The 25,700-nt window shown below is 63.5% G+C and carries 26 protein-coding genes; 10 read left to right on the top strand and 16 right to left on the bottom strand.

Annotated features, from left to right (window positions below; all coding sequences use genetic code 11):
- The first annotated feature begins 76 nt into the window (after window positions 1-76).
- Entirely contained in the window at window positions 77-415 is a 339-nt protein-coding gene (locus AACQ43_RS17205) for a tRNA-binding protein (RefSeq protein ID WP_103827360.1), read from the top strand.
- An 81-nt stretch (window positions 416-496) separates the two neighbouring features.
- Here AACQ43_RS17205 and AACQ43_RS17200 read toward each other — a convergent pair whose 3' ends face one another.
- From AACQ43_RS17200 to nudE, 3 genes are all read right to left on the bottom strand, one after another.
- Window positions 497-1,768, bottom strand: a complete 1,272-nt coding sequence (locus AACQ43_RS17200) for an aromatic amino acid transport family protein (RefSeq protein ID WP_017408955.1) — start codon at window positions 1,766-1,768, stop codon at window positions 497-499.
- Window positions 1,769-2,179: 411 nt separating this feature from the next.
- Complete coding sequence (gene cysQ, locus AACQ43_RS17195; protein WP_011704554.1) at window positions 2,180-2,992, bottom strand: 3'(2'),5'-bisphosphate nucleotidase CysQ; 813 nt, start codon at window positions 2,990-2,992, stop codon at window positions 2,180-2,182.
- A 37-nt stretch (window positions 2,993-3,029) separates the two neighbouring features.
- Complete coding sequence (gene nudE / locus AACQ43_RS17190; protein ID WP_029304530.1) at window positions 3,030-3,638, bottom strand: ADP compounds hydrolase NudE; 609 nt, start codon at window positions 3,636-3,638, stop codon at window positions 3,030-3,032.
- Between the two features lie 138 nt (window positions 3,639-3,776).
- On the opposite strand from nudE, the gene yrfG reads away from it, so the two are divergent.
- The gene (gene yrfG, locus AACQ43_RS17185) at window positions 3,777-4,445 is read left to right on the top strand and encodes a GMP/IMP nucleotidase (protein ID WP_168967989.1); all 669 of its coding nucleotides are present in this window, start codon (window positions 3,777-3,779) and stop codon (window positions 4,443-4,445) included.
- A gap of 85 nt (window positions 4,446-4,530) precedes the next feature.
- On the opposite strand, the gene tyrS is transcribed toward yrfG, so the two are convergent.
- A complete protein-coding gene (tyrS, locus tag AACQ43_RS17180) occupies window positions 4,531-5,799 on the bottom strand; it encodes a tyrosine--tRNA ligase (RefSeq protein WP_168967988.1) in 1,269 nt (422 codons plus the stop codon).
- Window positions 5,800-5,954: 155 nt separating this feature from the next.
- Here tyrS and AACQ43_RS17175 point away from each other — a divergent pair, with 155 nt between their 5' ends.
- A complete protein-coding gene (locus AACQ43_RS17175; RefSeq protein WP_168967987.1) occupies window positions 5,955-6,770 on the top strand; it encodes a helix-turn-helix transcriptional regulator in 816 nt (271 codons plus the stop codon).
- A 60-nt stretch (window positions 6,771-6,830) separates the two neighbouring features.
- On the opposite strand, the gene exeN is transcribed toward AACQ43_RS17175, so the two are convergent.
- From exeN to exeC, 12 genes are all read right to left on the bottom strand, one after another.
- On the bottom strand, window positions 6,831-7,586 hold the full coding sequence (exeN, locus tag AACQ43_RS17170) for a GspN family type II secretion system protein ExeN (RefSeq protein ID WP_017408951.1): 756 nt from the start codon (window positions 7,584-7,586) through the stop codon (window positions 6,831-6,833).
- Window positions 7,587-7,647: 61 nt separating this feature from the next.
- Window positions 7,648-8,139, bottom strand: coding sequence for a GspM family type II secretion system protein ExeM (exeM, locus tag AACQ43_RS17165; protein ID WP_016349344.1), 492 nt, complete (start codon window positions 8,137-8,139; stop codon window positions 7,648-7,650).
- Window positions 8,136-9,320, bottom strand: coding sequence for a GspL family type II secretion system protein ExeL (gene exeL, locus AACQ43_RS17160; protein WP_146061914.1), 1,185 nt, complete (start codon window positions 9,318-9,320; stop codon window positions 8,136-8,138). Before exeL ends, exeM begins: the two co-directional genes overlap by 4 nt.
- A gap of 119 nt (window positions 9,321-9,439) precedes the next feature.
- The gene (gene exeK, locus AACQ43_RS17155; protein ID WP_146061915.1) at window positions 9,440-10,453 is read right to left on the bottom strand and encodes a GspK family T2SS minor pseudopilin variant ExeK; all 1,014 of its coding nucleotides are present in this window, start codon (window positions 10,451-10,453) and stop codon (window positions 9,440-9,442) included.
- An 89-nt stretch (window positions 10,454-10,542) separates the two neighbouring features.
- Window positions 10,543-11,196: a GspJ family T2SS minor pseudopilin variant ExeJ gene (gene exeJ, locus AACQ43_RS17150; RefSeq protein ID WP_168967986.1), complete on the bottom strand. Its 654-nt coding sequence runs from the start codon at window positions 11,194-11,196 to the stop codon at window positions 10,543-10,545.
- Window positions 11,193-11,552, bottom strand: a complete 360-nt coding sequence (gene exeI, locus AACQ43_RS17145) for a GspI family T2SS minor pseudopilin variant ExeI (protein WP_005308487.1) — start codon at window positions 11,550-11,552, stop codon at window positions 11,193-11,195. The genes exeJ and exeI overlap by 4 nt, the downstream gene beginning before the upstream one ends.
- Window positions 11,549-12,100 carry a GspH family T2SS minor pseudopilin variant ExeH gene (exeH, locus tag AACQ43_RS17140; RefSeq protein ID WP_168967985.1) on the bottom strand — a complete coding sequence of 184 codons (552 nt, stop codon included), beginning with the start codon at window positions 12,098-12,100 and terminating at the stop codon, window positions 11,549-11,551. The genes exeI and exeH overlap by 4 nt, the downstream gene beginning before the upstream one ends.
- 125 nt (window positions 12,101-12,225) lie before the next feature.
- Window positions 12,226-12,657, bottom strand: a complete 432-nt coding sequence (gene exeG / locus AACQ43_RS17135) for a GspG family T2SS major pseudopilin variant ExeG (RefSeq protein WP_005308483.1) — start codon at window positions 12,655-12,657, stop codon at window positions 12,226-12,228.
- 151 nt (window positions 12,658-12,808) lie between these two features.
- Window positions 12,809-14,029, bottom strand: a complete 1,221-nt coding sequence (exeF, locus tag AACQ43_RS17130) for a GspF family T2SS innner membrane protein variant ExeF (RefSeq protein ID WP_011704542.1) — start codon at window positions 14,027-14,029, stop codon at window positions 12,809-12,811.
- A gap of 1 nt (window position 14,030) precedes the next feature.
- The gene (exeE, locus tag AACQ43_RS17125; RefSeq protein WP_016349336.1) at window positions 14,031-15,536 is read right to left on the bottom strand and encodes a GspE family T2SS ATPase variant ExeE; all 1,506 of its coding nucleotides are present in this window, start codon (window positions 15,534-15,536) and stop codon (window positions 14,031-14,033) included.
- Window positions 15,536-17,572, bottom strand: a complete 2,037-nt coding sequence (gene exeD / locus AACQ43_RS17120) for a GspD family T2SS secretin variant ExeD (protein ID WP_016349335.1) — start codon at window positions 17,570-17,572, stop codon at window positions 15,536-15,538. The genes exeE and exeD overlap by 1 nt, the downstream gene beginning before the upstream one ends.
- 21 nt (window positions 17,573-17,593) lie before the next feature.
- Window positions 17,594-18,442, bottom strand: coding sequence for a GspC family type II secretion system variant ExeC (gene exeC / locus AACQ43_RS17115; protein WP_272481873.1), 849 nt, complete (start codon window positions 18,440-18,442; stop codon window positions 17,594-17,596).
- Between the two features lie 214 nt (window positions 18,443-18,656).
- Here exeC and hslR point away from each other — a divergent pair, with 214 nt between their 5' ends.
- The 7 genes from hslR (at window position 18,657) to AACQ43_RS17080 (ending at window position 25,580) form a co-directional block, all read left to right on the top strand.
- The gene (gene hslR, locus AACQ43_RS17110; protein WP_168967984.1) at window positions 18,657-19,055 is read left to right on the top strand and encodes a ribosome-associated heat shock protein Hsp15; all 399 of its coding nucleotides are present in this window, start codon (window positions 18,657-18,659) and stop codon (window positions 19,053-19,055) included.
- Between the two features lie 108 nt (window positions 19,056-19,163).
- Window positions 19,164-20,048, top strand: coding sequence for an Hsp33 family molecular chaperone HslO (gene hslO, locus AACQ43_RS17105; protein ID WP_024943636.1), 885 nt, complete (start codon window positions 19,164-19,166; stop codon window positions 20,046-20,048).
- Window positions 20,049-20,197: 149 nt separating this feature from the next.
- A complete protein-coding gene (gene pckA / locus AACQ43_RS17100) occupies window positions 20,198-21,823 on the top strand; it encodes a phosphoenolpyruvate carboxykinase (ATP) (RefSeq protein WP_168967983.1) in 1,626 nt (541 codons plus the stop codon).
- Window positions 21,824-21,998: 175 nt separating this feature from the next.
- Window positions 21,999-22,664 (top strand): GntR family transcriptional regulator, encoded by a 666-nt coding sequence (locus AACQ43_RS17095; protein ID WP_168967982.1) that lies wholly within the window; start codon window positions 21,999-22,001, stop codon window positions 22,662-22,664.
- 33 nt (window positions 22,665-22,697) lie between these two features.
- The gene (locus tag AACQ43_RS17090) at window positions 22,698-24,500 is read left to right on the top strand and encodes an aminopeptidase P family protein (protein ID WP_076361572.1); all 1,803 of its coding nucleotides are present in this window, start codon (window positions 22,698-22,700) and stop codon (window positions 24,498-24,500) included.
- 111 nt (window positions 24,501-24,611) lie between these two features.
- The gene (locus AACQ43_RS17085) at window positions 24,612-25,007 is read left to right on the top strand and encodes a nitrous oxide-stimulated promoter family protein (protein WP_026141432.1); all 396 of its coding nucleotides are present in this window, start codon (window positions 24,612-24,614) and stop codon (window positions 25,005-25,007) included.
- Between the two features lie 120 nt (window positions 25,008-25,127).
- Window positions 25,128-25,580: a GNAT family N-acetyltransferase gene (locus AACQ43_RS17080; RefSeq protein ID WP_011704532.1), complete on the top strand. Its 453-nt coding sequence runs from the start codon at window positions 25,128-25,130 to the stop codon at window positions 25,578-25,580.
- Window positions 25,581-25,700: the final 120 nt, after the last annotated feature.

The following is a 25,700-nucleotide window of genomic DNA, read 5'->3' as shown; positions in this document are numbered from 1 at the left end:
CCGTTTGCCGAAGACGGCGCAGGTGGTTTCGAGGCATGCTGAGGCTCATGCAAGGTATGGGCAACGAGGAGCCAAGATGCAGACCATAAGCTGGCAGGATTTCGAGATGGTGGAGCTCAGGGTGGGCACCCTGGTGCGGGTCGAGCCCTTCCCCGAGGCGCGCCGCCCGGCCTACAAGGTGTGGGCGGATTTCGGCCCCGAGCTCGGGGTGCGCAAGAGCAGCGCCCAGATCACCGACCTCTATCAACCGGAGACGCTGGTGGGCCGCCAGATCGTCGCCGTGGTGAACTTCCCCCCCAAGCAGATAGGCCCGATCCAGTCGGAGTTTCTGCTGACCGGTTTCTACCGGCCGGACGGCGCAGTGGTGATCGCCATCCCCGAGCAGGCGGTGGAGAATGGCGCCAAGCTCGGCTGAGGCCACTACCGGACAAATACAAATACAAGAGAGGCGACCCTGGGGTCGCCTCTCTCTTTTTTTGCTGCTGGTTGCTCGCCGTTACTTCAACAGGCTGAAGATCAATGCCGACACCGCCAGCGCGCCGGTCAGCAGGATGAAGCCGTTGGCCCAGCGGTGGCGAAAGCGGGCCAGCGCCTCCACCTTGTAGATGGCCACCACCGGCATGATGAACAGGATCATGGCGATCACCGGGCCGGAGAGGGTCTCCATCAGTCCCAGGATACCCGGGTTGATGATGGCGGCGCCCCAGATGGAGAAGAACATCAGGGCGATGCCGAGCCGGTCTGCCTTGGCCAGCGACAGGCCGGTGGGCTTGGCGATCAGGCTTTTCAGGCTCTCGCGGGCACCAAGGAAGTGGCCGAGGAAGGAGGAGCTGATGGCGATGAAGGCGATGAGCGGCCCCAGGGTCACGATCACCGGATTGTCGGTGATGTTGGCGAGATAGGAGAGCACCGATACGTTCTGGGCCTTGGCCTCGGCCAGCTGGGCCGGCGAAAGGCTCAGCACGCAGGAGAAGACGAAGAACAGCACGAAGCCCACCAGCATGACGGTGGTGTTGCGCAGGATCAGGCTGCTCTTGGCTTCCGCCTGCTCGCCGTACTCCCGGCGCTGCACGTTGGCAAAGCCGGAGATGGCGGCGGCGTGGCTGAAGGCGAACACGGTGACCGGCAGCGCCAGCCAGACGGTGTTGAGGAAGCTGCCGCCCTCCAGGCTGCCCAGCTGCGGCCACTGCCACTGGGGGATCAGGTAGCAGGAGAGCGCCGCCAGGATGGCCGCCAGTGGATAGACCATGACGGCAAAGGCGCGCAGCATCGCCTTCTCGCCGGCCAGCATCACGGCGATCATGGCGAACACCAGCAGGCCGGAGAGCATCACCCGGTTCGGGGCATCCATGCCGAGCTGATTGATCATGAAGCTCTCCACCGTGTTGGTCAGCCCGACCCCGTAGATGAGCAGGATCGGGAAGATAGAGAGGAAGTAGAGCGCCGAGATGAGGCGGCCGGCCATCTTGCCGAAGTGCTCCTGGGCCACCTCGGTGAAGTCGGCGTGGGGGCGCGAAGAAGAAAGCACGAAGCGCGCCAGCCCGCGGTGGGCCAGGAAGGTCATGGGGCCGGCCAGCACGGAGACAATGATGAGAGGCCAGATCCCGCCCAGACCCAGATTGATGGGCAGGAACAGGATGCCGGCACCGACGGCGGTACCAAACAGGCTGATGACCCAGTGGGTGTCGTGGCGGCGCCAGGGGGTGGCGCTGACGGTGGTGGAGCAGGAACCGGACAGCTCCTTGGTGACATCTACAGATAAACTCATTACTAATTCACTTTTTGTCAGTGTTTTAATCTGAGTTAATTGTGGTTTATCGGGATTTAATTCTCAAAAGTCCACCCTGAAACATATCACTACCATTACGGGCTTCAGCCAGTGAGATTGGGAATGGAATCGGGATCACATAAATGAGTAAAACTGAATTATGTTGAAAAAATGAAATTTAAAACCAAATTTTCACTATTGGTCAATTTTTTATTTTGGCCAAATGATCGTTTTCAGAATTACCTGAAAAATCGTGCCATTCCGTCGCCCTCTCTTGTGATGATTCACTGTCATTCCCGCGCTTTGCCAGCGGATATTTCTGTTCATTCCCGATGAAACCAGCGGATCACACCAAGCAATCAGGCGGCCATGGGCCGCCTGATTGCCGTCAATGATGACCTGTTCACCCGCTCAGTGCGCCAGAATGCTGCCCCAGGCGAGATCCGGATCCCCCATCACGATGAAGTCCGGGTTCTCCAGCGACTCCGTCTCGTTGTAGCGCAGCGGCTGCAGCGCCAGGCTGAGGATGCGGCCACCGGCCGCCTCGACGATGCACTGGGCGGCGGCGGTGTCCCACTCGCCGGTGGGGCCGAGCCGTACGTAGCAGTCGGCCGCCCCTTCCGCCACCAGACAGGACTTGAGCGAGCTGGAGCCGAGCGGGATCAGCTCGTAGTTGATGGCCGGGTTGAGGCGGCGGGTCAGGTTCTCCAGCTTCTGGCGACGGCTGATGGCCACCACCAGCGAATCGGGCTGATCGTGCTCGTGGTGCATGGCACTGATGGGATGCACCTCGCCGTTCGCCTCCTTGAAGGCGCCATGACCGCGCACCGCCCAGTAGAGCACGTTCGATTCGGGGGCATAGATGACGCCGAGCACCGGCACGTTGTCCTGCACCAGGGCGATCAGGGTGGCGAAGTCACCGCTGCCGGCGATGAACTCGCCGGTACCGTCAAGGGGATCCACCAGCCAGTACTGGCGCCAGTTGGCGCGCTGGCTGAAGGGGATGTCGGCCGCCTCTTCGGTCAGCACGGGAACGTGGGGAGTGAGCGCCGACAGCGCCTGTTTGAGGTAGGCATCGGCAGCAAGATCGGCACTGGTGACCGGGGTCGCATCCTCCTTCAGCTGACGCTCGAACTGACCGCCGTGATAGATTTCGTGAAGGATCCTGCCCGCTTCGCGCGCGATTTCCTTGACCCCCGGCACCCAGGCCAACAACTCCTGCATCTTGTTATCCTCTGTATTCAAACTGCCCGTCTGCGGGCTACTCTGCCTGCTCCGCCAGCCAGCGTTGGGCCAGCAGCAGCGCACTGATGCTGCGCGACTCGGTGAAGTCGGGTCGCGCCAGCAATTCGTCGATCCGGGTCAGCGGCCAGGGGATCACCTCGAGGGGCTCGGGCTCGTCGCCCACCCGCTGCTCGGGGAAGAGATCCCGTGCCAGCAAGATGTCCATCCGGCTGGAGAAGTAGCCCGGCGCCAGCGACACCTGCTTGAGCAGGGTCAGGCTGTTGGCGCCGAAGCCGGCCTCCTCCATCAACTCCCGGTTGCCCGCCTCGAAGGCATCTTCGCCCGGGTCGATCAGTCCCTTGGGAAAGCCCAGCTCGTAGGAGTGGGTACCCGCCGCGTACTCGCGCACCAGCAGCAAGGTGTGGGCATCAAACAGGGGCACCACCATGACGGCGCCCCGGTTGCCGCCGCGCATCCGCTCGTAGACCCGCTCCTCGCCGTTGGAAAACTTGAGGTGGAGCGACTCCACCTTGAACAGCCGGCTCTCGGCCACGATCTCGGCCTTGAGGATCTCCGGCTTGCTCTTGTCATGCGCCATGGTGTCGACGCTGAGGTGGACGGGTTTGCGTTGGTGGAGGTCACTCATCGGGGCTGGCTGCTCGTTAAAAAATCGTGTTTCAAGAGTAAACGACTCCCCTCTCGAACACCACGGGGCAAGGTTGGGAAAGCGGCGGGAAAAATCCGTTATAATGCCCGCCCGTTCCGACCCGACCACCGAGGCCCCATGCCGACTCCCCTGCCCTGGCACCAGATAGACACTGTCCTGCTCGATATGGATGGCACCCTGATCGATCTCCATTTTGACAACCACCTCTGGCAGCAGCTGGTACCCGAGCGCTATGCCGAGCGACTCGGCCTGCCGCTGGCCGAGGCCAGAGTGCAGATCGAGGCGCACTACCAGGCCGTCAGCGGCACCCTCAACTGGTACTGCGTGGACTACTGGAGCGAGACGCTGGGGCTCGACATACGAGCCCTCAAGCAGGAGATCCTGGCCAAGATCCAGTGGCGGCCCCACGTCATCCCCTTCCTGGCCGCGCTGCGGGCGGCGGGCAAGCAGCTGGTGCTCTTCACCAATGCCCACCCCGCCAGCCTGTCGGTGAAGGATGCGCAGCTGGGGCTGGCCGGCCACCTCGATCTGATGGTGAGCACCCACGAACTGGGCTGGTCGAAGGAGAGCCAGCACTGCTGGCGGGCACTGGTCGAGCGGCTGGCGTTCGACCCGGCCCGCACTCTGTTCGTGGATGACAGCGAGCGGATCCTGCGTGCCGCCGCCGACTACGGCATCGGCTATCAGCTCGCCATCCAGAACCCGGACAGCTGCCAGCCCGAGCAGCACATCACAGCCTTCCCGGCGATCCGTGATTACGCCGAGCTATTGCCACTGGCCATGTAAGCCGAGATGCAGGGGAGCAGCTCTCACCGAACTGACGGATAAACAAAAGGGCTGCCCAGGCAGCCCTTGTCGATCCCGGGTCTCCTCACCCCTGCCACGTCACCAGCCGGTACTGTTTCTTGCCCCGGCGCAGCAGCAGGTAGCGGCCGAACAGCCAGTCGGCCGCTGTCAGTCGCTCATCCCGGCGGATCTCGCCGTTGAGGCTGATGGCCCCTGCCGCCAGCAGCTCGCGGGCGATCCGCTTCGAGTTGGCCAGACCGCTCTCTACCAGCAGGGTCACCAGATCGGTTTCTCCCTCGATACGGCAGTTCGGCATGCCATCCTGCGCCAGCTGGGCCAGATCGCTCTCACCAAGGCGGGCCACCTCGCCACTGAACAGCTGCTCGCTGATACGCTGCGCCGCTGCCAGCGCCCCCTTGCCGTGCACCAGCTCGGTCAGCTCGTCGGCCAGCACCTGCTGCGCCAGCTTGCGTCCCTGTCGCTTCGCATCCTCCGCCTCCAGCGCCTCAATCTCGCTCAGCGGCATAAAGCTGTAGTAGCGCAGGAAGCGGTAGACATCCTCGTCCGCGGTGCCGAGCCAGAACTGGTAGAAGGCGTAGGGCGAGGTGAGCGCCGGGTCGAGCCAGATAGCGCCCCCTTCGGTCTTGCCAAACTTGGTGCCGTCCGCCTTGGTGATGAGCGGCAGCGTCATGCCATAGACCTGGGCCTGATGGAGGCGGCGGGTGAGGTCCATGCCGCTGGTGATGTTGCCCCACTGATCGTTGCCGCCGATCTGCAGGGTGCAGCCGAGGCGCTGGTTGAGCACCGCGAAGTCCTGGGATTGCAGCAGGGCGTAGGAGAACTCGGTGAAGGAGATGCCCTGATCCGGGCGGGCCAGCCGCTGGCGCACCGATTCGCGGGCCAGCATGGCGTTGACCGAGAAGTGCTTGCCGATGTCGCGCAGAAAATCGAGGGCGGACATCTGCCCCATCCAGTCGGCGTTGTTGACCAGCAGCGGCGCCGCCAGCCCTTCGCTCGCTGGCAGCAGCGCTTTTATCTGGGCCGACAGACTTGCTACCCAGCTCTGCACCGTCTCGGCGCTGTTGAGGTTGCGCTCGGTCGCCTTGAAGCTGGGATCGCCGATAAGGCCGGTGGCACCGCCCACCAGCGCCACCGGAGTGTGGCCCGCCAGCTGGAAGCGGCGCAGCATCAAGAGCGGCACCAGATGGCCGATGTGCAGGCTGCCAGCGGTGGGATCGAACCCGCAGTAGACGGTGCGCGGGGTGGCGAGGTGAGAGTCCAGCGCCACCGGGTCGGAATTCTGGGCCACCAGGCCGCGTCGGGTCAGCTCATCGAGCAGGTGGGGGTTGATCATGGGGTCTCCAACAGCAGGGGGAAAAGGCCACATCCTCGCTGCTTTGGTCTGCGCCGAATATGTCCCCTAAGGGACAGTTTTGCCACTCTCGTGCTAGCATCCGGCTATCGTGTGACCATCGCGGGGAGCCTGCCCGCCACCCGGAAGCCATCGCCATGACCCAACCCCTCACCGCAGATTCGCTGACCACGAACCTCACCGCCGTCGTCGATGCCCTGCACGGCAGCGCCTTTCCGGCGGCCCTGGTGCGCCTCATCCAGCAGCAGGTGGCGTTCGACTGCGCTCTGCTGCTCGGGGTGGGGCAGCGCCCCGTCTACCTCTACGACAACCTGCACCACCAGCGGGCCCTGCTGTTCGATCGCTACCTCACCCGCCACTTCAGTCAGGATCCCTTTATGCAGGCGCTGGAGCAGGGCTTACCTGCCGGGGTCTGGACCCTGGCGCAGGTGTCGCGCGGGCGGCTCGACCCCGAGTATCGCCACCACTTCTATCAGGCCACCGGCTGGCAGGAGGAGGTGGGGCTGATCCTGCCGGTGCGCGGCGGCTTCACCCTGATGCTGTTTCTGGGCCGCCTCGACAAGCGCAGCAGCCTCAGCCGTGACGAGCTGGCCCGGCTGGAGGCGCTGTTTCCGCTGGTCCATTCGCTGTGCCGCCAGCACTGGCGGGAGGGAGCCACCCTGCTGGCCCAGAGCCCGATGCTACCGGGTGGCGCCGATCTCAAAGCGACGGTGGAGCAGGCCATCGCCAGCGTGGGGGGCGCAAGCCTCACTCGCCGCGAGCGTCAGGTGGCGGGATTGCTGTTGCAGGGGCTCGACACCGAGGCAATTGCCGGTGCGCTCGGCATCGGCAGCGGCACGGTGAAGAATCACCGCAAGCACCTCTACGCCAAGCTGCACCTGCGCTCGCGGGCCGAGCTGTTTAGCTTCTTCCTCAATCACCTCATCACGGCGCCGGCCGCCGCGGCCCCATAACGACACCACCCCGCCGGGGCGGGGTGGTGTTGATGCTTGCCAGCTCAGACAACAAGGCCGTCAGATGCGGCCCTGATAGCGCAGCGGGAAGCGCCCCTGACCGTCGGGCTGGCCGAGGAAGGGCAGCCCCTGCTTCATCTGCTCCGGCAACTCGGGCCCGGGTTTCAACGTGCCCTGGAACAGGTACTGGCGATTGGCCTGCAGCTCCAGCTTGCCCTGCACCTGCACCGCCTCCGAGCCCTGCTTGAGCTCGGCCACCAGCCGGGAGTCGATGCAGGTCAGCTTGATCTCGGGATCCCCCAGCACCAGCTTGCCGGCCGGGGTATCGGCATCGGCCCCGTACCAGTAGAGGTTGCCGTAGAGGTTGTCGCACCAGGGGTTGCCCTGGGCAACCTGATCGAGCTTGAGCTGCAGCTGGCCGGCCACCGTCACCGGCACGGGCAACTGCATCGGCACCCGCGCCAACAGCCAGGGGGCCGGCACATTGAGGGTGATGTCGCGGCCAAAGGCGGCGCCGCTCCAGCCAACCACCCCCTGCCCGTTGAGACCGCTGCGCTCGCCAAAGCGCAGGGACACCTCAGGGGCAAAACGCAGCAGCGACCAGCCGTTGAGCTCCCAGCGCAGCTGGGTCAGCGACTCGCTGGCGTATTGCAGGCGGGCAACCTGGCCGCTCCAGAGGGTACCGCTAACCCCTTCCAGCTGTACCAGGGGCGGTAGCGGCAAGTAGCGCACCACCAGTGACGCCGGCAGCTTGGCCAGCAGGAAAACCAGATAGGCCGCCAGAAACAGCACGGCAATCAGCACTCTTTGCTTCATAGAAAACGACTCGACTGCAAACGCCCGATCAGGCGCGGGGCCCTGCTCAGGACGCGTTGTTTCATTGGGGACGGCTCAGCTGCAAGCGGCGTACCTTGACCAGACCGGGCGCCAGATTCTCGCGGGCCACCTCGATCACCTGCACCTGCACGCCATGGCGATCCGCCAGGGTCGCCAGCCAGATCAGCAAGTCATCGAACGCCACCGTGTCGATCCACACCTGCAGCTCCTGGCCCTGGGGCTGCAACCGGGCAATCTTGATCTTCTGGTTGAAGGCGGTGCGGTTGACCACCCCTTCCAGGGTGCCGCTGGTATCGAGCTGGCGGCCCTGGCCACCCTGCAGCGCCAGCACCTCTTCACCCTTCTCTTTCAGCCAGGCGAGGGTCTGCTGCTGGCTCAATACCTGCCGCTCCCGCTCGTCGATGCGATTGCCGATGGGCTGCCAGATGACCCAGTAGCAGAAGCCGATCAACAGCACGCTGCCGCCCACTGCCACCAGCCGCTGCTCGCGGGCGCTGATGCCGCGCCACCAGCCTTGTAGTTTGTCCATCATGATGATTTACCCTTCAGCACCAGTGCCCCTTCAACCTTGCCTTCGGTGCTGCGCACCTCCCCCTGCTGCACGTCGAAGCGCTTGCCGGCCAGCTCGCGAAAACGCTCGATCTCGGCAAAACCGGGGGCCGTCACCTGCAGCCTGAGCTCGCCGCGAGCCGCGTCGAAACGCAGCACCTCGGGCTTGAGGCCGGGCACTTCGGCGAAGGTGGGCGCCAGCTCGGTCAGCACCATCAGCACCCCGTCCTGCGGCGTCTGCCCCAGCTGCTGGAGGTGCTGGGTCATCTGACTGCGTACGTTGACGATGCGGCTCTCCCCCGGGAAGATCCGGGTGTAGACCTGCCGGATCTCCGCCTTGAGCGCCTTGTCCTGCTCCGTCAGCTGATAGAGCTGCACGCCGCGCTGGGCGAACGCCACCACCAGCAGCGCTCCGGCCACCACCGCCACCTTGCGCCACTGCTGCCAGTAGCGGGAGTATTCGGTCTGCGGCCGGTAGGGGCCCTGCAGCAGGTTGGCCTGACTGGCGAGCGCGCCACGGGCCAGCAACAGCATGGGCAGCTCGGGATCGGCCGCATGCCAGCTGGCCGCCGCAATGGCCGGCGGCGGGGTATGGCTGTGAATGGTCACCGATGCCGGCTCCGCCGCCAGCAACATAGCCAGCAGCGGCTCGTCGGCGACGATGCCCTGACAGGGGCCCTGGCGGACCAGCCACTCCTTGCCCAGCTGCAGCGCCGACCAGCCCTCGCTCGCCAGCGGCAGCGCCAGCACGTCCGGCAGCAGTTGCCGACTCTTGAGACCGGCCTGCTCCAGCCAGCCGAGCCAGGTCTGCATCTTCTCCTTGTCGACCGCCATCAGGTCCACCTCGTGACCCTGATGACCCAGCACCACCAGGTGCAGCTCATCCACGTCGGAGGCGATTTGCTCCTCCAGCAGATAGGGCAAGGCGGCCGCGGACTGGCGGCTGTATTTGCCCGGCAGGCTCACCCGCCGGAAGATAAGATCGCTGCCGGGCACCAGCACCACCGCCGGGCGGCCACCGGCCCGCTCCTGCAGCTCGCCAAGGGCATGGGCCGAGGCCAGGGTACCGGAGGCGATCACCTCCTCTTCCCCACCCGACCACACCAGCCACTCGACCGGCTGCTGCGCATTGGTCCCCAGACGGATGACCAGACTCTCGCTCACTAATGTCTCTCCTGCCATGCTCGCTCGCATCCCTCGGGATGGGCGGGCGCGCAGCCATGGGCTGCAGTCCAATAGGGGGATGGCGCGGGCCGGCCAACGGCCGTCGCCCGCCTCCCTTGTTATTCGGCGCCGCCGTTCAGACGGCGCAGCATCACCAGCTTGTTGTCCTTGCCGCGCACGAAGACGCTCTCCAGCCGGGCCCGGGTGTCACCCACCTCGGCAATCAGCCTGGCCTCGAAATAGCTGCTCTTGACGTCCAGCGCCGCATCCAGCCCCGGAATGGAGCTCACCTGCAGTGGCATCTGGTCCGTCATCTCCTTCTTGTTCTTCCACCCCTTCTGGGGGCGGCTGGTCAGCACCCGCTTGGCATCGTCCAGCCCCACCTTGTCCAGATAGAGCGCCACCAGCAGGGCCGACTGCTCCGGCCGGATGGTGTTGACGTTCACCACCAGCTTGTCGTTGGGCAGGGCGCACACATAGGGCGCCAGCCGGGCGTACAGCTTGGCGCTCACCCCGCGCACCGCCCGCAGCTCGTCGGTGCCGAGCATCCACTGGTTGGCAGTCAGATAAGGGGGAGTGAGCCCTTCGTAATAGGCATCCTCGGCGCCGTAGCTCGACACCAGCACGGTATCCTTGTCGGTCCAGTCGCGGATGGCATCGGTCAGCTGCACCGCCTCGTAATCTTCCACCTCGAGCTGCTTGAGCAGCGCCTTGAACACCTTGACCGGATAGGGCTGCTTCTCCAGATCGTCGCCGCTGATCCCGTCCTTCAACGGCACGCTCAGGCTGTTGAGGTTGAAGCAGGATTGCAGATCACGCACCCGGCCGGTGAGCTTGCCGTCATCCACCGGGAAGACCGCATCCTGGCGTGCCCAGTTCTGCCCCAGGCTGACCACGTTGGGGTCGTCCTTGAAATCCTGGGCCAGCACCTTGCTCACCAGCGCCTCCGCCGACATGGCATACCACCAGGCCTGCTTGCCGGCGGTGAGGTTGGCGGTGCGGCGCAGCTCCAGCTGCAACCGGCCGCTCATGTTGCTGGCGATGATCACCATCACCGACAGGATGAGCAGCACCACCAGCAGGGCCATGCCCCCCTGGCGGCCGGGGCGGGAAAAACGACGATCAGCTGCCATTTTCAGCCCTCTGACCACCAGCGCCGATCAGGAACTGGCGACGTCGAATAGTGCCGTCATCTTCCATGACGGACAGGGGAAAATGACGCTCAGTTACCATTCTCTGCCCTCTGACCACCGGCCCCGATCAGGAACTGGCGGCGGATGGTGCCGTAGTCTTCCAGATCCAGCTCCACCGCCAGCCCGTAGGGCAGCACGTTGCGCTGGGTCCACTCCTCTTTCCAGGCCCCCTTGTCGTAGAAGTAGAGCCGCAGCGCCGTCACCCGCTCCAGCATCGGCTGGATGCGCGGCTCGGTGCCGATCACCGGATCCGGGTAGAGGTAGCTCAGCCGCTCCAGCTTGTGATCCTTGAGGCGCCAGCCGACCCGCTGCAGGCCGGAGCGTGGCAGCATGCCGTCCGGGTTGAGCCAGCCGCCGCGCATGAAGGCCATGCCCCAGTCGTCGCTCTGCTGGCCGAAGCGGGAGGCCGCCAGCAGCACCTTGTTGTTCTCACCGTCGATGCGGCCGCTGCGCGGCACCATCTGGGTGATGTCCCGTTCCAGCACGGAGAAGGCCAGTTGCAGCTCGGAGAGACGAGCCTCCTTGCGCTTGGCCACCTCGTCGCTGGTGAGCACCCCTTGCAGCACCTGATAGGCGCCCAGGCTCAGGCCGGCAAAGATGGCGATGGCCACCAGCATCTCCAGCAGGGTAAACCCCGCCTGACGCTTATGCCGGTGCGTGGGGAAAAGCGGATTCAGGTTCATCGGCTGATATAGGTCCGGATCATGGCCACCGGGCTGTCGGCCTTGGGCGCGGTGCGCACTTCCATGTCCAGCGCCTTGAAGTTGCTATCGGCGGTAGCGACGCCGCGATAGCGCCAGTACCAGGTCTGGCCCGCCATCTGCTCGTCCCCTTCCACCCAGCTGTCACCGGGCCACTTGGCTTCGAGCTTCTGCTGCACCAGCTGGTTCTCCACCACCCAGGTTGCCAGGGTCTTCTGTTCCAGATAGTTGAGGCCGGAGAGGTGCTCGCTGGCGGTCTTCATCACCGCCAGCCCGGCGATGGCGAACACCGCCAGCGCCACCATGACTTCCAGCAGGGTCATGCCACGGGCGTTCATTCCTCTTCCTCCTCGTCCTGCAGCAGGCGCAGGCGGCCGAACTCGTCCGCCTTGACCGTGCGCACATAGCGCAGATCGTCGTCCTGCTGGGTCAGGGTCAGCACGAAGGGGGTCAGCTCGCCACCGGGAAAGATGAACACCTGCGGGGTGCGCTCCTTCTCGTCGCGCCCCTTCTCGTACTTCTCGTCGGATTCGGTCCGCCAGCTGAAGCCCTCGAGCTCGATGGCCAGCCGCATGTTGTCGGGCAACTCGACCCGATCCAGCAGCTTGTCGCCGCTCATCACCTGCCACTTGCGATCCTTGGCCGCGCGCTGCATGAACTGCCAGCCGTTGTCCTCGACACGCAGGCCCACCAGCCGGCCATCCATCACCGAGTACTCCTGCGCCTGCTGCAGCACGGCCATGAAGCGGCGCGCCTGCTTGTCGAGCTCTCTATCCCCCCTGGCGCCGCCCATGCTGAGGGTGACGGCAGTGGCCACCAGTCCCATCAACATGGCGACCAGCAATACTTCCAGCAGAGTAAAACCGGCCTGGCGACTACGTTTCATGGCACCAGCCTCAACTGCATGGCAGTGGCCTCGAGCCGACCCATCAACATGGCGACGGGCAGAAGAGGCCACCTTCATTCAGGCAGCCCCGGCATGACTCGGTGAGCGCGACGCGGCGGGATCACTTATTGGAAATCCTTCAGGTTCCAGTTGCCGATGTCGTCATCGGTACCGGCTTCGCCATCCAGCCCCATGGAGAAGATGTCGATCTTGCCGAACTGGCCCGGGCTCAGCATCTGGTACGGGTTGCCCCAGGGATCCTGCGGCAGGCGCTTGATGTAGCCCCCTTCCCGGTAGCTGCGCGGCTCAGGTGCGGCGGTCGGCTTGTTGACCAGCGCGTCCAGCCCCTGTTCGGTGGTCGGGTAGCGGTTGTTGTCCAGCTTGTACATGTCGAGGGCGTTTTCCAGCGCCACTATGTCGGAGACCGCTTTCTGCTGGTCCGCCTTCTCCTTGTTGCCCATCAGGTTGGGCACCACCAGGCTGGCCAGGATCCCCAGGATCACGATGACCACCATCACTTCCAGCAGGGTAAAACCCGATTGACGACGCTTTTGCATGACTTACTCCCTCACGAAATGAGATGGCATGAACCATCAACGATAAATTGTTAAACCTCGATCGTTCGATGACGCCTGTCGGCTAATCGAACCTACGGAGTTGATTGGATTGGTAGGTTCGAATAGCGAAGCGTATTCGAACGTCCAAACCTTACAAATTCACCATATTGTTGAGCTCAAGGATCGGCTGCAGGATCGACATCACGATAAACAGCACCACCCCGGCCATGGAGACCACCAACATGGGTTCGAACACCCCGAGGGCGATGTTCACCTGGGTTTCGAACTCCCGATCCTGGTTGTCCGCCGCCCGCTCCAGCATGTTGTCGAGCTCGCCGCTCTGCTCGCCGGAGGCGATCATGTGCAGCATCATGGGCGGAAAAATTTTGGTTTCATCCAGCGACTTGCGCAGGCTGGTCCCCTCCCGCACCCGCTCGGTGGCCTCACCGATGCGCATGCGGGCAAAGTCGTTGGAGAGCACTTCGCCGGAGATCTTCATCCCCTCCAGCAGCGGCACGGCGCTGGCGTTGAGGATGCTCAAGGTGCGGGCGAAACGGGCGGTGTTGAGACCGCGGCTGACCCGACCGATCACCGGCAGGCGCAGGATCAACTGGTGCCAGTGACGGCGACGCTTGTCGTCGGTCAGCCACCAGCGCCAGACAAAGCCGCCCACCAGCAGCAGCAACAGGAACCAGAGGCCGTAGTGCTGCATCAGCTCGCTGGTACCGATGAGGAAGCGGGTGGTGGCCGGCAGTTGCTGGCCCATGTGTTCGAACTGGGCCACCACCTTGGGCACCACGGCGGTGAGCAGGATGGAGATGACGCCAATGGCGACGCAGGTCAATACGATGGGGTAGATCATCGCCTGCAGCAGCTTGGTGCGCATGTGCTGACGCTGCTCGGTGTAGTCGGCGAGGCGGTTGAGCACCTTCTCCAGGTGACCGGACTTCTCGCCGGCTGCCACCATGGAGCGGAACAGCTGATCGAACACATGGGGGAAGGCCGCCAGCGAATCGGCCAGCGAATAGCCCTCCACCACCTTGCTGCGCACCGTGGCTACCATGCTGCGCAGATGAGCCTTCTCGCACTGCTCGGCGACGGCCTTGAGCGCCTCTTCGATGGTAAGGCCGGCCCCCACCAGGGTAGCCAGCTGGCGGGTGATCATCGCCAGCTCGGCGGTGCTGGCACCACGGCGGAACAACACGAAGCGGTTAGCCTCGCGCTTGGCCTTCTCGGTGGTCTCGTTCACCTCGAGCGGGGTCAGCCCCTGCTCGCGCAACAGCTGGCGTACCTGGCGGGCGGAATCCCCCTCCAGCACGCCGCTCTTGTTGCGTCCCTTGCCGTCGAGGGCCTTGTATTCGAATGCTGCCATCTCAGTCTTCCCGGGTCACGCGCAGCACCTCTTCGAGGCTGGTCTGCCCCTTGAGTACCTTGTCGATGCCGTCGCGGCGGATGCTGGGGGTGTGACCCCGGATCAGCCGCTCGATGGCCAGCTCGCCGCTGGCGCTGTGGATCGCCTCGCGCACCGCTTCGTCGATCACCACCAGCTCGTGGATGCCGGTCCGGCCGCGATAGCCGGTGTGGTTGCACTGCTCGCAGCCCACCGGCCGCCACACCTGCTGATCCGGCGCCAGCTCGATGCCCATGGCAATGCGCTCCTGCTCGGTGATGGGGCGCGGCGCGCGGCAATCGGGGCAGAGGGTGCGCACCAGCCGCTGGGCCAGCACCGCCAGCAGTGAGGAGGAGAGCAGGAAGGGCTCGATGCCCATGTCCCGCATCCGGGTGATGGCGCCGATGGCGGTGTTGGTGTGCAGGGTCGACATCACCAGGTGACCGGTCAGCGACGCCTGCACCGCGATCTGGGCGGTCTCGAGGTCACGAATTTCCCCCACCATCACCACGTCCGGGTCTTGGCGCAGAATGGCGCGCAGGCCGCGGGCAAAGGTCATGTCCACCTTGCTGTTGACCTGGGTCTGGCCCACCCCTTCGAGGTCATATTCGATGGGGTCTTCGACGGTCAGGATGTTGCGATCCCGCGAGTTGATCTCGGAGAGGGCCGCGTAGAGGGTGGTCGATTTGCCCGAACCGGTCGGGCCCGTCACCAGAATGATGCCGTGAGGCTTGCGAATGAGTTCGCTGATGATGTTGCGGTTGGCCAGCGTCATGCCGAGCTGCTTGAGCTCGAGCCGCACGTTGTTCTTGTCGAGCAGTCGCAGCACCACCCGTTCGCCGTAGCTGGACGGCATGGTGGAGACCCGCACGTCCACCGCCCGGCCGCCGATGCGCAACGAGATGCGGCCATCCTGCGGCACCCGCTTCTCGGCGATGTCCATCCGCGACATGACCTTGATGCGCGACACCAGCAAGGAGGCGAGCTTGCGATGGGGCCGCAGGATCTCCCGCAGTACACCATCGATGCGAAAACGGATCACCAGGGCCCGCTCGAAGGTTTCGATGTGGATGTCGGACGCCTCTTCTTTGATCGCCTCGCTCAACATGGCGTTGATGAGGCGGATGATGGGGGCGTCGTCGTCGGCATCCAGCAGGTCTTCACTCTGGGGCAGCTCTTCGGCCAGCGCGAAGAAGTCCATCTCGTTGCCGAGATCCTCCATCAGCTGGCGCGCCTCGGAGGAGTCGCGCTGGTAGTGGGCCATCAGCAGCTCTTCGAAGGCTTCGCCGTCCATCTGCTCCACCGTGAAGGCGCAGCCCGCCACCCGCCGTACTTCCAGCAGGGTTTGCGGCGTCACGCCCTGGCGGCAGAGCAGCACAGGGGCCCCCTGCCGCTCGGTCAGGATCACCCCGAAGTTGCGGGCGAAGGCGAACGGCAGCTCAGGCAGGGCTGCCGGCATGTCGACGCCATCCAGCTGGTATGCCGCCATTACTTGTTACCCACGAATGGCTGCACCGAGTCGATCGTCGTCTGCTGGTGCTGCTTCATCTGTTCAATCTGCTTTTGTGCCTCGGGCGATGTTGTCACACCCTGGCTGTACTCGGGCAGCACCTGGCGCTTGGGCGAGGTGAGGTAGCCCTCCTGCGCCGCCGCCTCCTGCTGCTCGGAGCGGAACTCGGTGTACTTGTTGCTGGAAACACCTGTGTAGATGTTGGCATCCCGCAAAATGGTGGGCCGGATAAAGACCATCAGGTTGCGCTTGGAGGTGCTGTTATTGGTCGAACGGAACAGGTAGCCAAGCACCGGGATATCGCCGAGCAGCGGCACCTTGGAGACGGTTTCGCTGGTTTTCTCATCCATCAAGCCGCCCAGCACTACTGTCTCGCCGCTCTTCACCAGCACCGCATTCTTGATGGTGCGGGTATCGAAGGTCGGGCCAAGTGTTGCAGTTCCCTCGGCTGGTTTGTTCGCGACGCTGGAGACCTCCTGCTCGATGTTGAGCAGCACGGAATCCCCCTCGTTGATCTGCGGCGTTACCACCAGCTTGGTCCCCACCGTCTTGCGTTCGATGGTGTTGAACACCTGATCGCTGGTGGTGGAGCTCTGGGAGCCGCTCTGCACCGGCACTTCCTGGCCGACGTTGAAGGAGGCTTCCTTGTTGTCCATAGTGACGATACTCGGGGTGGAGAGAATATCGCTCTTGGAGTTGGTGGACAGGGCCGTCACCAGCGCGGCCCAGTTGCCGTGATAGAAACCGGCCGCCATACCGTTGAACTCTTTGGCCAGCGAGGCCAGGCCAGTGGTGGTCCCGTTATCCTTGTAATCCTTGGCGGCAATGGCCACCGAACCAATCGGCAAACCGGTATTGGTGAACTGGGTGCCGCCGCCATTGGTGTTGGCCCACTGCACCCCGAGGTTGAGGCCGTCGCCATCGGCGATCTCGACGATGATCGCCTCCACCAGCACCTGGGCACGGCGGATGTCGAGCTTGGCAACCACCTGCTCCAGCTCGGCCATCACGTCCGGCTGGGCGGTGATCACCAGCGCATTGGTGGTCTCGTCGGCGGAGATGGCCAGCTTGCCACCGCCGATGCTGGCACCGCCCCCCCCTGTGGTGGTGGCCGCGCCGCCCTTCTTGTCCGCCTCGATGCTGGAGCTGACGCCCTTGAGCACTTCCACCAGATCCTTGGCCTTGCCGTATTTCAGATAGAAGACCCGGGTGTTGCCCTGGCTCTGCAGGTCACGGTCAAGCTGGTGCACCATCTGGATGATGCGGGCGCGCGCCTTGGGCTCGCCGCTCACCACCACCGAGTTGGTGCGCTCGTCGGCCACCACCTTGGGGGCCAGCAGCAGGGAGGTGTTGCCGCCCTGGTTGTTGCCGTCCTTGTTGAGGTTGGTCACCAGCCGCACCATCTCGCCGGCGGAAGCATACTTCAGTTTGACGATGTCCACTTCCTGGTCGCCCGCCTTGTCGACCCGGCGCACCACTTCCACCAGCCGGTTGACCACGGCGGCGCGGCCGGTGATCAGCAGCACGTTGGAGGGGTCGTAATGGACCACGTTGCCACCGCCGGCGTTGTCGTTGAGCTGGCGCAGCAGCGGCGCCAGTTCGCGCACCGAGACGTTGCGCACCGGCACGACCCGGGTCACCATCTCGTCACCGCTGCCGGGGTTGCTCTCGTCCACCACCGGGATGGCGGAGGTCTTGGCATCCTTGGAGCGCACCACCTTGAGCACGCCGTTGTCCATCGGGACCACGGCGAAGCCATAGACATCGAGCACGCTCAGGAAGAACTGGTAGTACTGGTCTTCGTTGAGCAGGTCATAGCTGCGGACGTTGATCTTGCCGCGCACCGAAGGCTCGATGATGATGGTCTTGTTCAGGTTCTTGCCGACCGTGTTGATGAACTCTTCGATGTCGGCATTCTTGAAGCTGGCGGAATATTCGGTGGCCCAGGCAGAACCTGCCATCATCAGCGCCGCAGCCACGGTGGCCAGACGCCAGCCCTTCCCTTTATTTATCATTCTTGGTGCTACTCCAAATCATTATTCTGACAAGCCGACATAAACGTCGTAGAGCTGTCCTTGCCGCTCGACGGTGACGGTCATTTCCGTTGCGCCAGCCACCTGCTGCATCGCCTGCATGGCCTGAGCGTTATCCCGCAGATCCAGCCCATTGATGCTGACCGCCATGTCGTTGGCGACCAGCCCCAGTTGATTGAACAGTTCCGGATTGCTGCCCGGATTGAGGCGATAGCCGACCATGCGGCCATCGACCCGGACCGGGGAAATATTGAGGTAATCGGTGATCTTGCCGGGGTTGCCCATCAGCTCGTTGCGCACCGAGGAGAGCTTGCCATCCTGGTTGCCCGGCTTGGGCAGCGGCTTGCCGTACTCCTCCCCGTCCAGCATCAGGGTTTCGTCGCGGCCGTCCCGCTCGATGATGACCCGATCCGGGAACACCTGGCGGATCTTGGCCTGGGTACCATCGATGAGATCACCGATGCCGTAGGAGTTCTGCAGCCCGTTGTGGGCGATGATGGCAATGGATTTGGCGGGATCCGAGCTCGCCAGCACGCCGTTCAGCTGGGCGTTGAGCTGGGTCTTGGGAGCATCGGCTGCGACAACATCGGCCGCCTGGGCCTGCTGTTTGGCCTTGCCGAACAGCGCCAGCCGGCTGACGCCGCTCAGGTCGAGCCGGTTTGCACCCTGGCTCTGATTGGCGACCACCGACGGTTGCCAGGACTGGCTGACGGGCCGGCTGCCGAGATCCAGCAGACGCCAGGTGAGACCGGCACACTGGTGGGCCAGCAACAGCAGCAGAAGCCAGAACAGAGGCTGGCTGAATCGGGAGAGTGGCACGGTTTTACAACGGGCCAGAAGGGAGCTCAACAAGTCATCCCTGAACGGTAGCGTCATGTTTATCAATATTTTCTGGCATCCAAATCGGTTGGCTATTGTGTACGGCAATGGACCCAGAGACAACCGACCGGATGGGATGAAGCTGCGAAAATTGACATTCCGTCACACCATCAGCCCCCCTGTTTCTATCCCAGGGCCCGCCTCTGGTATAATCAGGCACCCCTTTCAGCCATTCCGGAGTCGATCCATGCCGAACCCTGCAGAAACCCCAGCCCAGGTCCGTCTCGACAAGTGGTTATGGGCGGCACGTTTTTACAAGACCCGCAGCCTGGCCCGCGACCAGATTGAAGGGGGCAAGGTGCATTACAACGGCCAGCGCAGCAAACCGGGCAAGCATGTCGAGGTCAGCGCCCTCATTCGCTTCTGGCAGGGCCAGGACGAACGGGAAGTGCGGGTGCTCGAGGTGAGCGAGCAGCGCAAGTCCGCCCCGCTGGCCCAGCAGCTCTATGAAGAGACCGAGGCCAGCCTGAAAAAGCGGGCCGAAAACAGCGAGGCACGCCGCTTCAACAGCCAGTTTGCGCCAAGCCCCGAACGTCGCCCCGACAAGCAGGAGCGGCGCCAGCTGATCAAGGTCAAGCAATATTGACCCGCCAAGATGGCCCTTTTATGACGACAGCTGCCGGAATAAGTTCCTAACCAGCTGTTTATTAATGTTTTTATCTATTTACCCCACCGAAGAACCCAGGAATGCATGATGAGTAACCAAGATCTCCTGTATCGCTATCTGTTCGAAGAGTACGAAGTCCGGGGCGAGCTGGTCCAGCTGGACCACACCTACCGCCACGTGGTTGAGGCCCAGAACTACCCGGTACAGGTGCAAAAACTGCTGGGTGAACTGCTGGTCGCCACCAGCCTGCTGACCGCCACCCTCAAGTTCGAAGGCTCCATCACGGTACAGCTGCAGGGCAACGGCCCGGTACGGCTGGCCGTCATCAACGGCGACAACAACCAGCAGCTGCGTGGCGTGGCCCGCTATGAAGGGGAACTGCCGAGCGACGACAAGCTGCAGAGCCTGATCGGAGAAGGTCAGCTGGTCATCACCATCACCCCGGAGCAGGGTGAACGCTATCAGGGCATCATAGCGCTGGACGCCGACACCCTGGCCGGCTGCCTGGAGCACTACTTCGCCCAGTCCGAACAGCTGGCGACCAAGCTGTGGATCCGCACCGGCTACCACCAGGGTGAGCCGCGCGCCGCCGGCATCCTGCTGCAGGAGCTGCCCGCCCAGAGCGAGGATCACAGCGACGATTTCGAGCACCTGACCCAGCTCACCAGCACCATCAAGGATGAAGAGCTGTTCGGGCTGGAAGCGGAAGAGATCCTCTACCGCCTCTACCACCAGGACAAGGTGCGGGTGTTCGATCCGCAGGCGGTCGAGTTCCGCTGCACCTGCTCCCGCGCCCGTTGCGAAGGGGCTCTGCTGCAAATAGAGAAGGAAGAGGTGATGGAGATGGTGCAGGAACTCGGCAAGATCGACATGCACTGTGATTATTGCGGCGCCCAGTACCAATTTGATGGGATCGACGTCGAAACCCTGTTCAGCAGGGCTCCCGGTAATGATGCAAACAAGTTACACTAATTGAAGGCGGGCAAAACCCGCCTTTAACTTAAATAACAAAAAAATACCCTATTTTATAAAGTTTGATGGCGATCGCTAAACTCTACCACCTAAGTGATAGGATGAACGCCAGATAGAACCCTACCAACCTCTGAACCCAGGAGAATACAATGACAATCGTGGCAGAACCCACCCTGGCCAAGCAATTAGGACTGGACCAGTACGGTATCAAGAACTCCACTGAAATCCTGCGCAACCCTTCCTACGAGCAGCTGTTCGCGGAAGAGACACGTGCCGACCTGGAAGGGTTCGAGCGCGGCGTGGTGACTGAACTGGGCGCCGTCAATGTCAATACCGGCATCTTCACCGGCCGCTCCCCCAAAGATAAATATATCGTCAAAGACGCAACTACCCAGAATACTGTGTGGTGGTCTGACCAGGGTAAAAACGATAACAAAGCCATCAGCCCGGAAGTGTGGTCACATCTGAAATCCCTGGTGACCAAACAGCTCTCCGGCAAGCGCCTGTTCGTGGTCGACGGCTTCTGCGGTGCCAACCCGGACACCCGCCTGGCCGTGCGCATCATCACCGAGGTGGCCTGGCAGGCTCACTTCGTGAAAAACATGTTCATTCGCCCGAGCGATGAAGAGCTGAAAACCTTCAAACCGGACTTCGTGGTGATGAACGGTGCCAAGTGCACCAACCCGAACTGGAAGGAGCAGGGTCTCAACTCCGAGAACTTCGTCGCCTTCAACCTGACCGAGAAGATCCAGCTCATCGGCGGCACCTGGTACGGTGGCGAGATGAAGAAGGGGATGTTCTCCATGATGAACTACTTCCTGCCCCTGCGCGGCATCGCCTCCATGCACTGCTCCGCCAACGTGGGTCAGGACGGTGACGTAGCCATCTTCTTCGGCCTGTCCGGTACCGGCAAGACCACCCTCTCCACCGATCCCAAGCGTCAGCTGATCGGCGATGACGAGCACGGCTGGGACGACGACGGCGTGTTCAACTTCGAAGGGGGCTGCTACGCCAAGACCATCAAGCTCTCCAAGGAAGCCGAGCCGGACATCTACAACGCCATCCGTCGCGATGCGCTGCTGGAGAACGTGACCGTGGCGGCCGACGGCACCATCGACTTCGACGATGGCTCCAAGACCGAAAACACCCGGGTCTCCTACCCCATCTATCACATCGAGAACATCGTCAAGCCGGTCTCCAAGGCGGGTCACGCCAACAAGGTGATCTTCCTGACCGCCGACGCCTTCGGCGTGCTGCCCCCGGTCTCCAAGCTGACCAAGGAGCAGACCAAGTACCACTTCCTGTCTGGCTTCACCGCCAAACTGGCCGGTACCGAGCGTGGCATCACTGAGCCGACCCCGACCTTCTCCTCCTGCTTCGGCGCAGCCTTCCTCTCCCTGCACCCGACCAAGTACGGTCAGGAGCTGGTGAAACGGATGGAAGCCGCCGGCGCGGAAGCCTACCTGGTCAACACCGGCTGGAACGGCACCGGCAAGCGCATCTCCATCAAGGACACCCGCGCCATCATCGACGCCATTCTGGATGGCTCCATCGAGAAGGCCGAGACCAAGGTGCTGCCGATCTTCAATCTGGAAGTGCCGACCGCCCTGCACGACGTGAACCCGACGATCCTCGACCCGCGCGACACTTACGCCAACAAGGCCGAGTGGGATGCCAAGGCACAGGATCTGGCCCAGCGCTTTATCAAGAACTTCGAGCGCTTCACCGACAATGAAGAGGGCAAGCGTCTGGTAGCGGCAGGTCCGCAGCTGTAACAGCAACCCCTTTCATAGCCAATCTCATACCGGTCAGCCCAGCTGGCCGGTATTTTTTTGAGCAGAGCGCGGCGTTTGACTCCCGCCAAACCTTGCCTTGTGGGCCCTTGCGCGTTAGATTCAGCCCAACTTTATACAATATACAATTTTGTAACGATTCCTCTGTGACCCGACCATGACCCCACCCTACAAGACCCGTACCCAAATGGTGATGGAAAACCTCCGTGGCCGGATCCTGCGCGGTGAGTTTCCCGCCGGCGCCCCCCTGCGCCAGGACGCCATCGCCAAGGAGCTGGCGGTGAGCCGCATTCCGGTGCGCGAAGCCCTGATGCAGCTGGAAGCGCAGGGGCTGGTGAAGTTCGAGGCACACCGCGGTGCCGTGGTCACCATGCTGGACGCCGCGGCCATCGAGGAGCTCTTTTATTTGCGAGCCCTGCTGGAAGCCGATACCCTGTTCCACGCCGTCGACCTGATGACGGAGGAGACCTTCGCCAGGGCGCAGGCGATCCTCGCCCAGTTCGACCAGGCCCTCGAGTCGGGCACCCAGATCGAACGCTGGGCCGAACTGAACCACAGTTTTCACGCCACCCTCTATCAGGCCGCCGGCCGCCCCCAGGCACTGGAGCTGATCGCCCAGATCAATCTGAGCTGTGACCGCTATGTGCGCTTCGAGCTGCTGTTCGCCAGCGATGGCGTCGACAAGGCAGAGCGCGAGCACGCCCAGCTGCTGGAGCTGTGCCGCGCTCGCCGCAAGCACGAGGCGGTGGTACTGCTCAAGCAACATATCGAGGCAGCTGGCCAGTCAGTCAAGCGGATCCTGGACAGCGGCCACAACCACTGAACACTCACATCACTACAATCTGGCATTAACGACATGAATCATTTCGAGATTATTGAAACCCGCGTCGCCCAGGTCAGGGCCGAACTGGCCATGATGGAGCTGGACGCCTTCATCGTCCCCCACGACGACGAGCACCTGGGGGAGTACATTCCCGCCTACGCCGAGCGACTGGACTGGATCACGGGTTTCAACGGCTCCGCCGGCCTCGCCATCATCCTGGCGCAGCGGGCGGCCCTGTTCATCGACGGTCGTTACACGGTGCAGGCTCGCATGCAGGCACCGGCCGAGCTCTTCGAGTTTTTCCATCTGGTGGAAGATCCCCATGTGCAGTGGCTGGCGGATCAGCTGCCGTCCGGCTCCCGGGTCGGCTTCGACGCCCGCCTGCACAGCCTGGCCTGGTATCACAATGCCAAGGCGGTGCTGACCGAGCGTGGCATCGAGCTGGTGCGCGTGGAGCAGAACCCCATCGATCTGCACTGGAGCGATCGCCCCGCCCCCACCAAGAACCCGGCCATCCTCTACAGCGAAGCGCTGGCTGGCCAATCCAGCCAGGCCAAGCGCGAGATGCTGGCCAGCGATCTGCGCAAGCGCGGGCTGGATGCGGTGCTGCTGACCCAAGCCGAGCCCATCAACTGGCTGCTCAACCTGCGTGGTCGCGACGTGGAGCGGCTGCCGGTGGTGCTGGGCTTTGCTGTGCTCTACGCCAACGCCACCATGGATTTCTTCGTCGACACCGACAAGATCGACTGCTTCGCCTTCAGCCAGCACGTGGGGCAGGACGTCTCCGTCTACCCCATCGACAAGCTGGGTGACGTGCTGCAGCGCATCGGTGAAGACCAGCAGAAGGTACTGGCCGATCCCAACACCGCCAACGCCTGGACCCAGCTGGTCATGGAAGAGGCGGGCGCCATCCTGGTAGCCGGTCAGGACCCGACCATGCTGCCCAAAGCGTGCAAGAACGAGGTGGAGCTGGCCGGCATGCGTGCCGCCCATCTGCGCGACGGCGTCGCCGTCACCCGCTTCCTGGCCTGGCTGGATCGGCTGATCGCCAGCGGCGAGTTCGACGGGGTGGATGAAGGCACCCTGGCCGACCAGCTGGAAGCCTTCCGCCGCGAGCAGGAGCACTATGTGGAGCCGAGCTTCGACACCATCTCGGCGCTCGGCCCCAACGCCGCCATGTGCCACTACCGCCACACCAACGGCACCCCGCGCACCTTTGGCCAGGACAGCATCTATCTGGTGGACTCCGGCGCCCAGTATCTGGACGGCACCACCGACATCACCCGCACCATCAAGGTGGGTGAGCTGACCGACGAGCACAAGGCGATGTTCACCCGGGTACTGCAGGGTCACATCGCGCTGGATCAGGCCCGCTTCCCGCGCGGCACCGCCGGCATCCAGCTCGACGTGCTGGCCCGCCAGCCGCTGTGGCAGGCCGGTTACAACTACGACCACGGTACCGGCCACGGCGTCGGTCACTTCCTGAGCGTGCACGAAGGCCCGCAGCGCATCGCCCCCAAAGGCAGCCTGGTGGCCCTGCAGCCGGGCATGGTGCTCTCCAACGAACCCGGTTACTACCGGGAAGATGCCTTCGGCATCCGTTGCGAGAACCTGGTGGTGGTCACCGAGCAGGAGCAGATCGGCGAGCTGCCGATGCTGGGCTTCGAGCGGCTGACCTATGTACCGTTCGATACCCGCCTCATCGATCGCAGCCTGTTGAGCCCGGCCGAGTTCCGCTGGATCAACGAGTACCACGCCGAGGTCTACCGCCGTCTGAGCCCGCTGCTGGAAGGCGAGGATCTGGCCTGGCTGGAGCAGGCAACCAGCCTCATCTGAGCGCAGACAACGCTGCTTGTCTGATGAAACAGGGCCCGCGGGCCCTGTTTTTTGCCCGCCGATTTGACCTGTATCAAGACCCCGTCGCCCCAGGTCCGGACAATGCCCTGCATGACGACCCATCACTCCCACCCCGCGCGCCCAGCCCGTGCCGACAAGGCGCCCATGCATCCCAGGCTCAAGCGGGAGCAGCAGACGGTCAGCGCCATGATCCGCCTCTACTGCGACCATCATCATCAGGATCCCGCCTGCCGGCACTGCCAGCAGTTGCAGGAGTTCGCCCACCAGCGGCTGCGCCGCTGCCGCTATGGTCACGGCCACAAGCCCACCTGTGCCAACTGCCACATCCACTGCTATGCCCCGGCCATGCGCAAGCAGATCCAGCTGGTGATGAAGTGGAGCGGCCCGCGCATGCTGTGGCATCACCCCTGGCTGGCCCTTCGCCACCTGCTGGACAGCCGCCGCAAGGCCCCAAAACGACCGGGCAGCCGTCCCCTGCCGCCCTGAGCCGGGGCTGCCCTGCCGCTCAGCGCCTCAGACCCGCTTGCATCAGTCCGGCGGGCCCACTACCCTGTGACTCCTTTTTGACTGCCGCCCGGCAGCACGTACGACACCACAGGAGCCCGGATGCACCAGCCCCCCGTTTTGAGAGTGGCGCGCCACACCGACATGCACGCCATCTGGCAGATCGACGTCAATGTATTCGGGGAGGATGTCTATCCCGGCTTCTTCTTCCGCCAGGCCATGGACCTGTGGCCCGAGCTGCTGCTGGTGGCCGAGCTGGACGGCAAGCTGCTGGGCTATGCCTTGGGCGGACTGGGACAGGATCGGTCGCAGGGCTGGCTGCTGTCACTGGCGGTGCTGCCGGAGGCGCGCGGCTTCGGCCTGGCCGAACGCATGATGCTGCAGGTGGAGCAGTCACTGCTGACACTGGGGATCGAGCGGGTCAGACTGACGGTGGATCCGGCCAATCCAGCCCAGCGCCTCTACTTTCGACTCGGTTATCAACAGCTGGCCGAGGAGCGTGACTATTTCGGCCCGGGCGAGGACCGCCTGCTGCTGGAAAAACGGCTCGGCTGAGCCGGCGGTGACGGGGTTTGCGGGGCCCGGGCCTTATAATTGGTTACACTTTGCTGGTTTCATGCTCAATCCGGTTGGCGTAGAGTTGAATCACTGACCGAACAAACCAGATTAGATGCC

The organism is Aeromonas sp. DNRA1 (assembly GCF_963888745.1).
Lineage (GTDB): Bacteria > Pseudomonadota > Gammaproteobacteria > Enterobacterales > Aeromonadaceae > Aeromonas > Aeromonas hydrophila.
The sequence above is the reverse complement of the archived record's forward strand: the minus strand, read 5'-3'. Positions and strand labels throughout refer to the sequence as shown.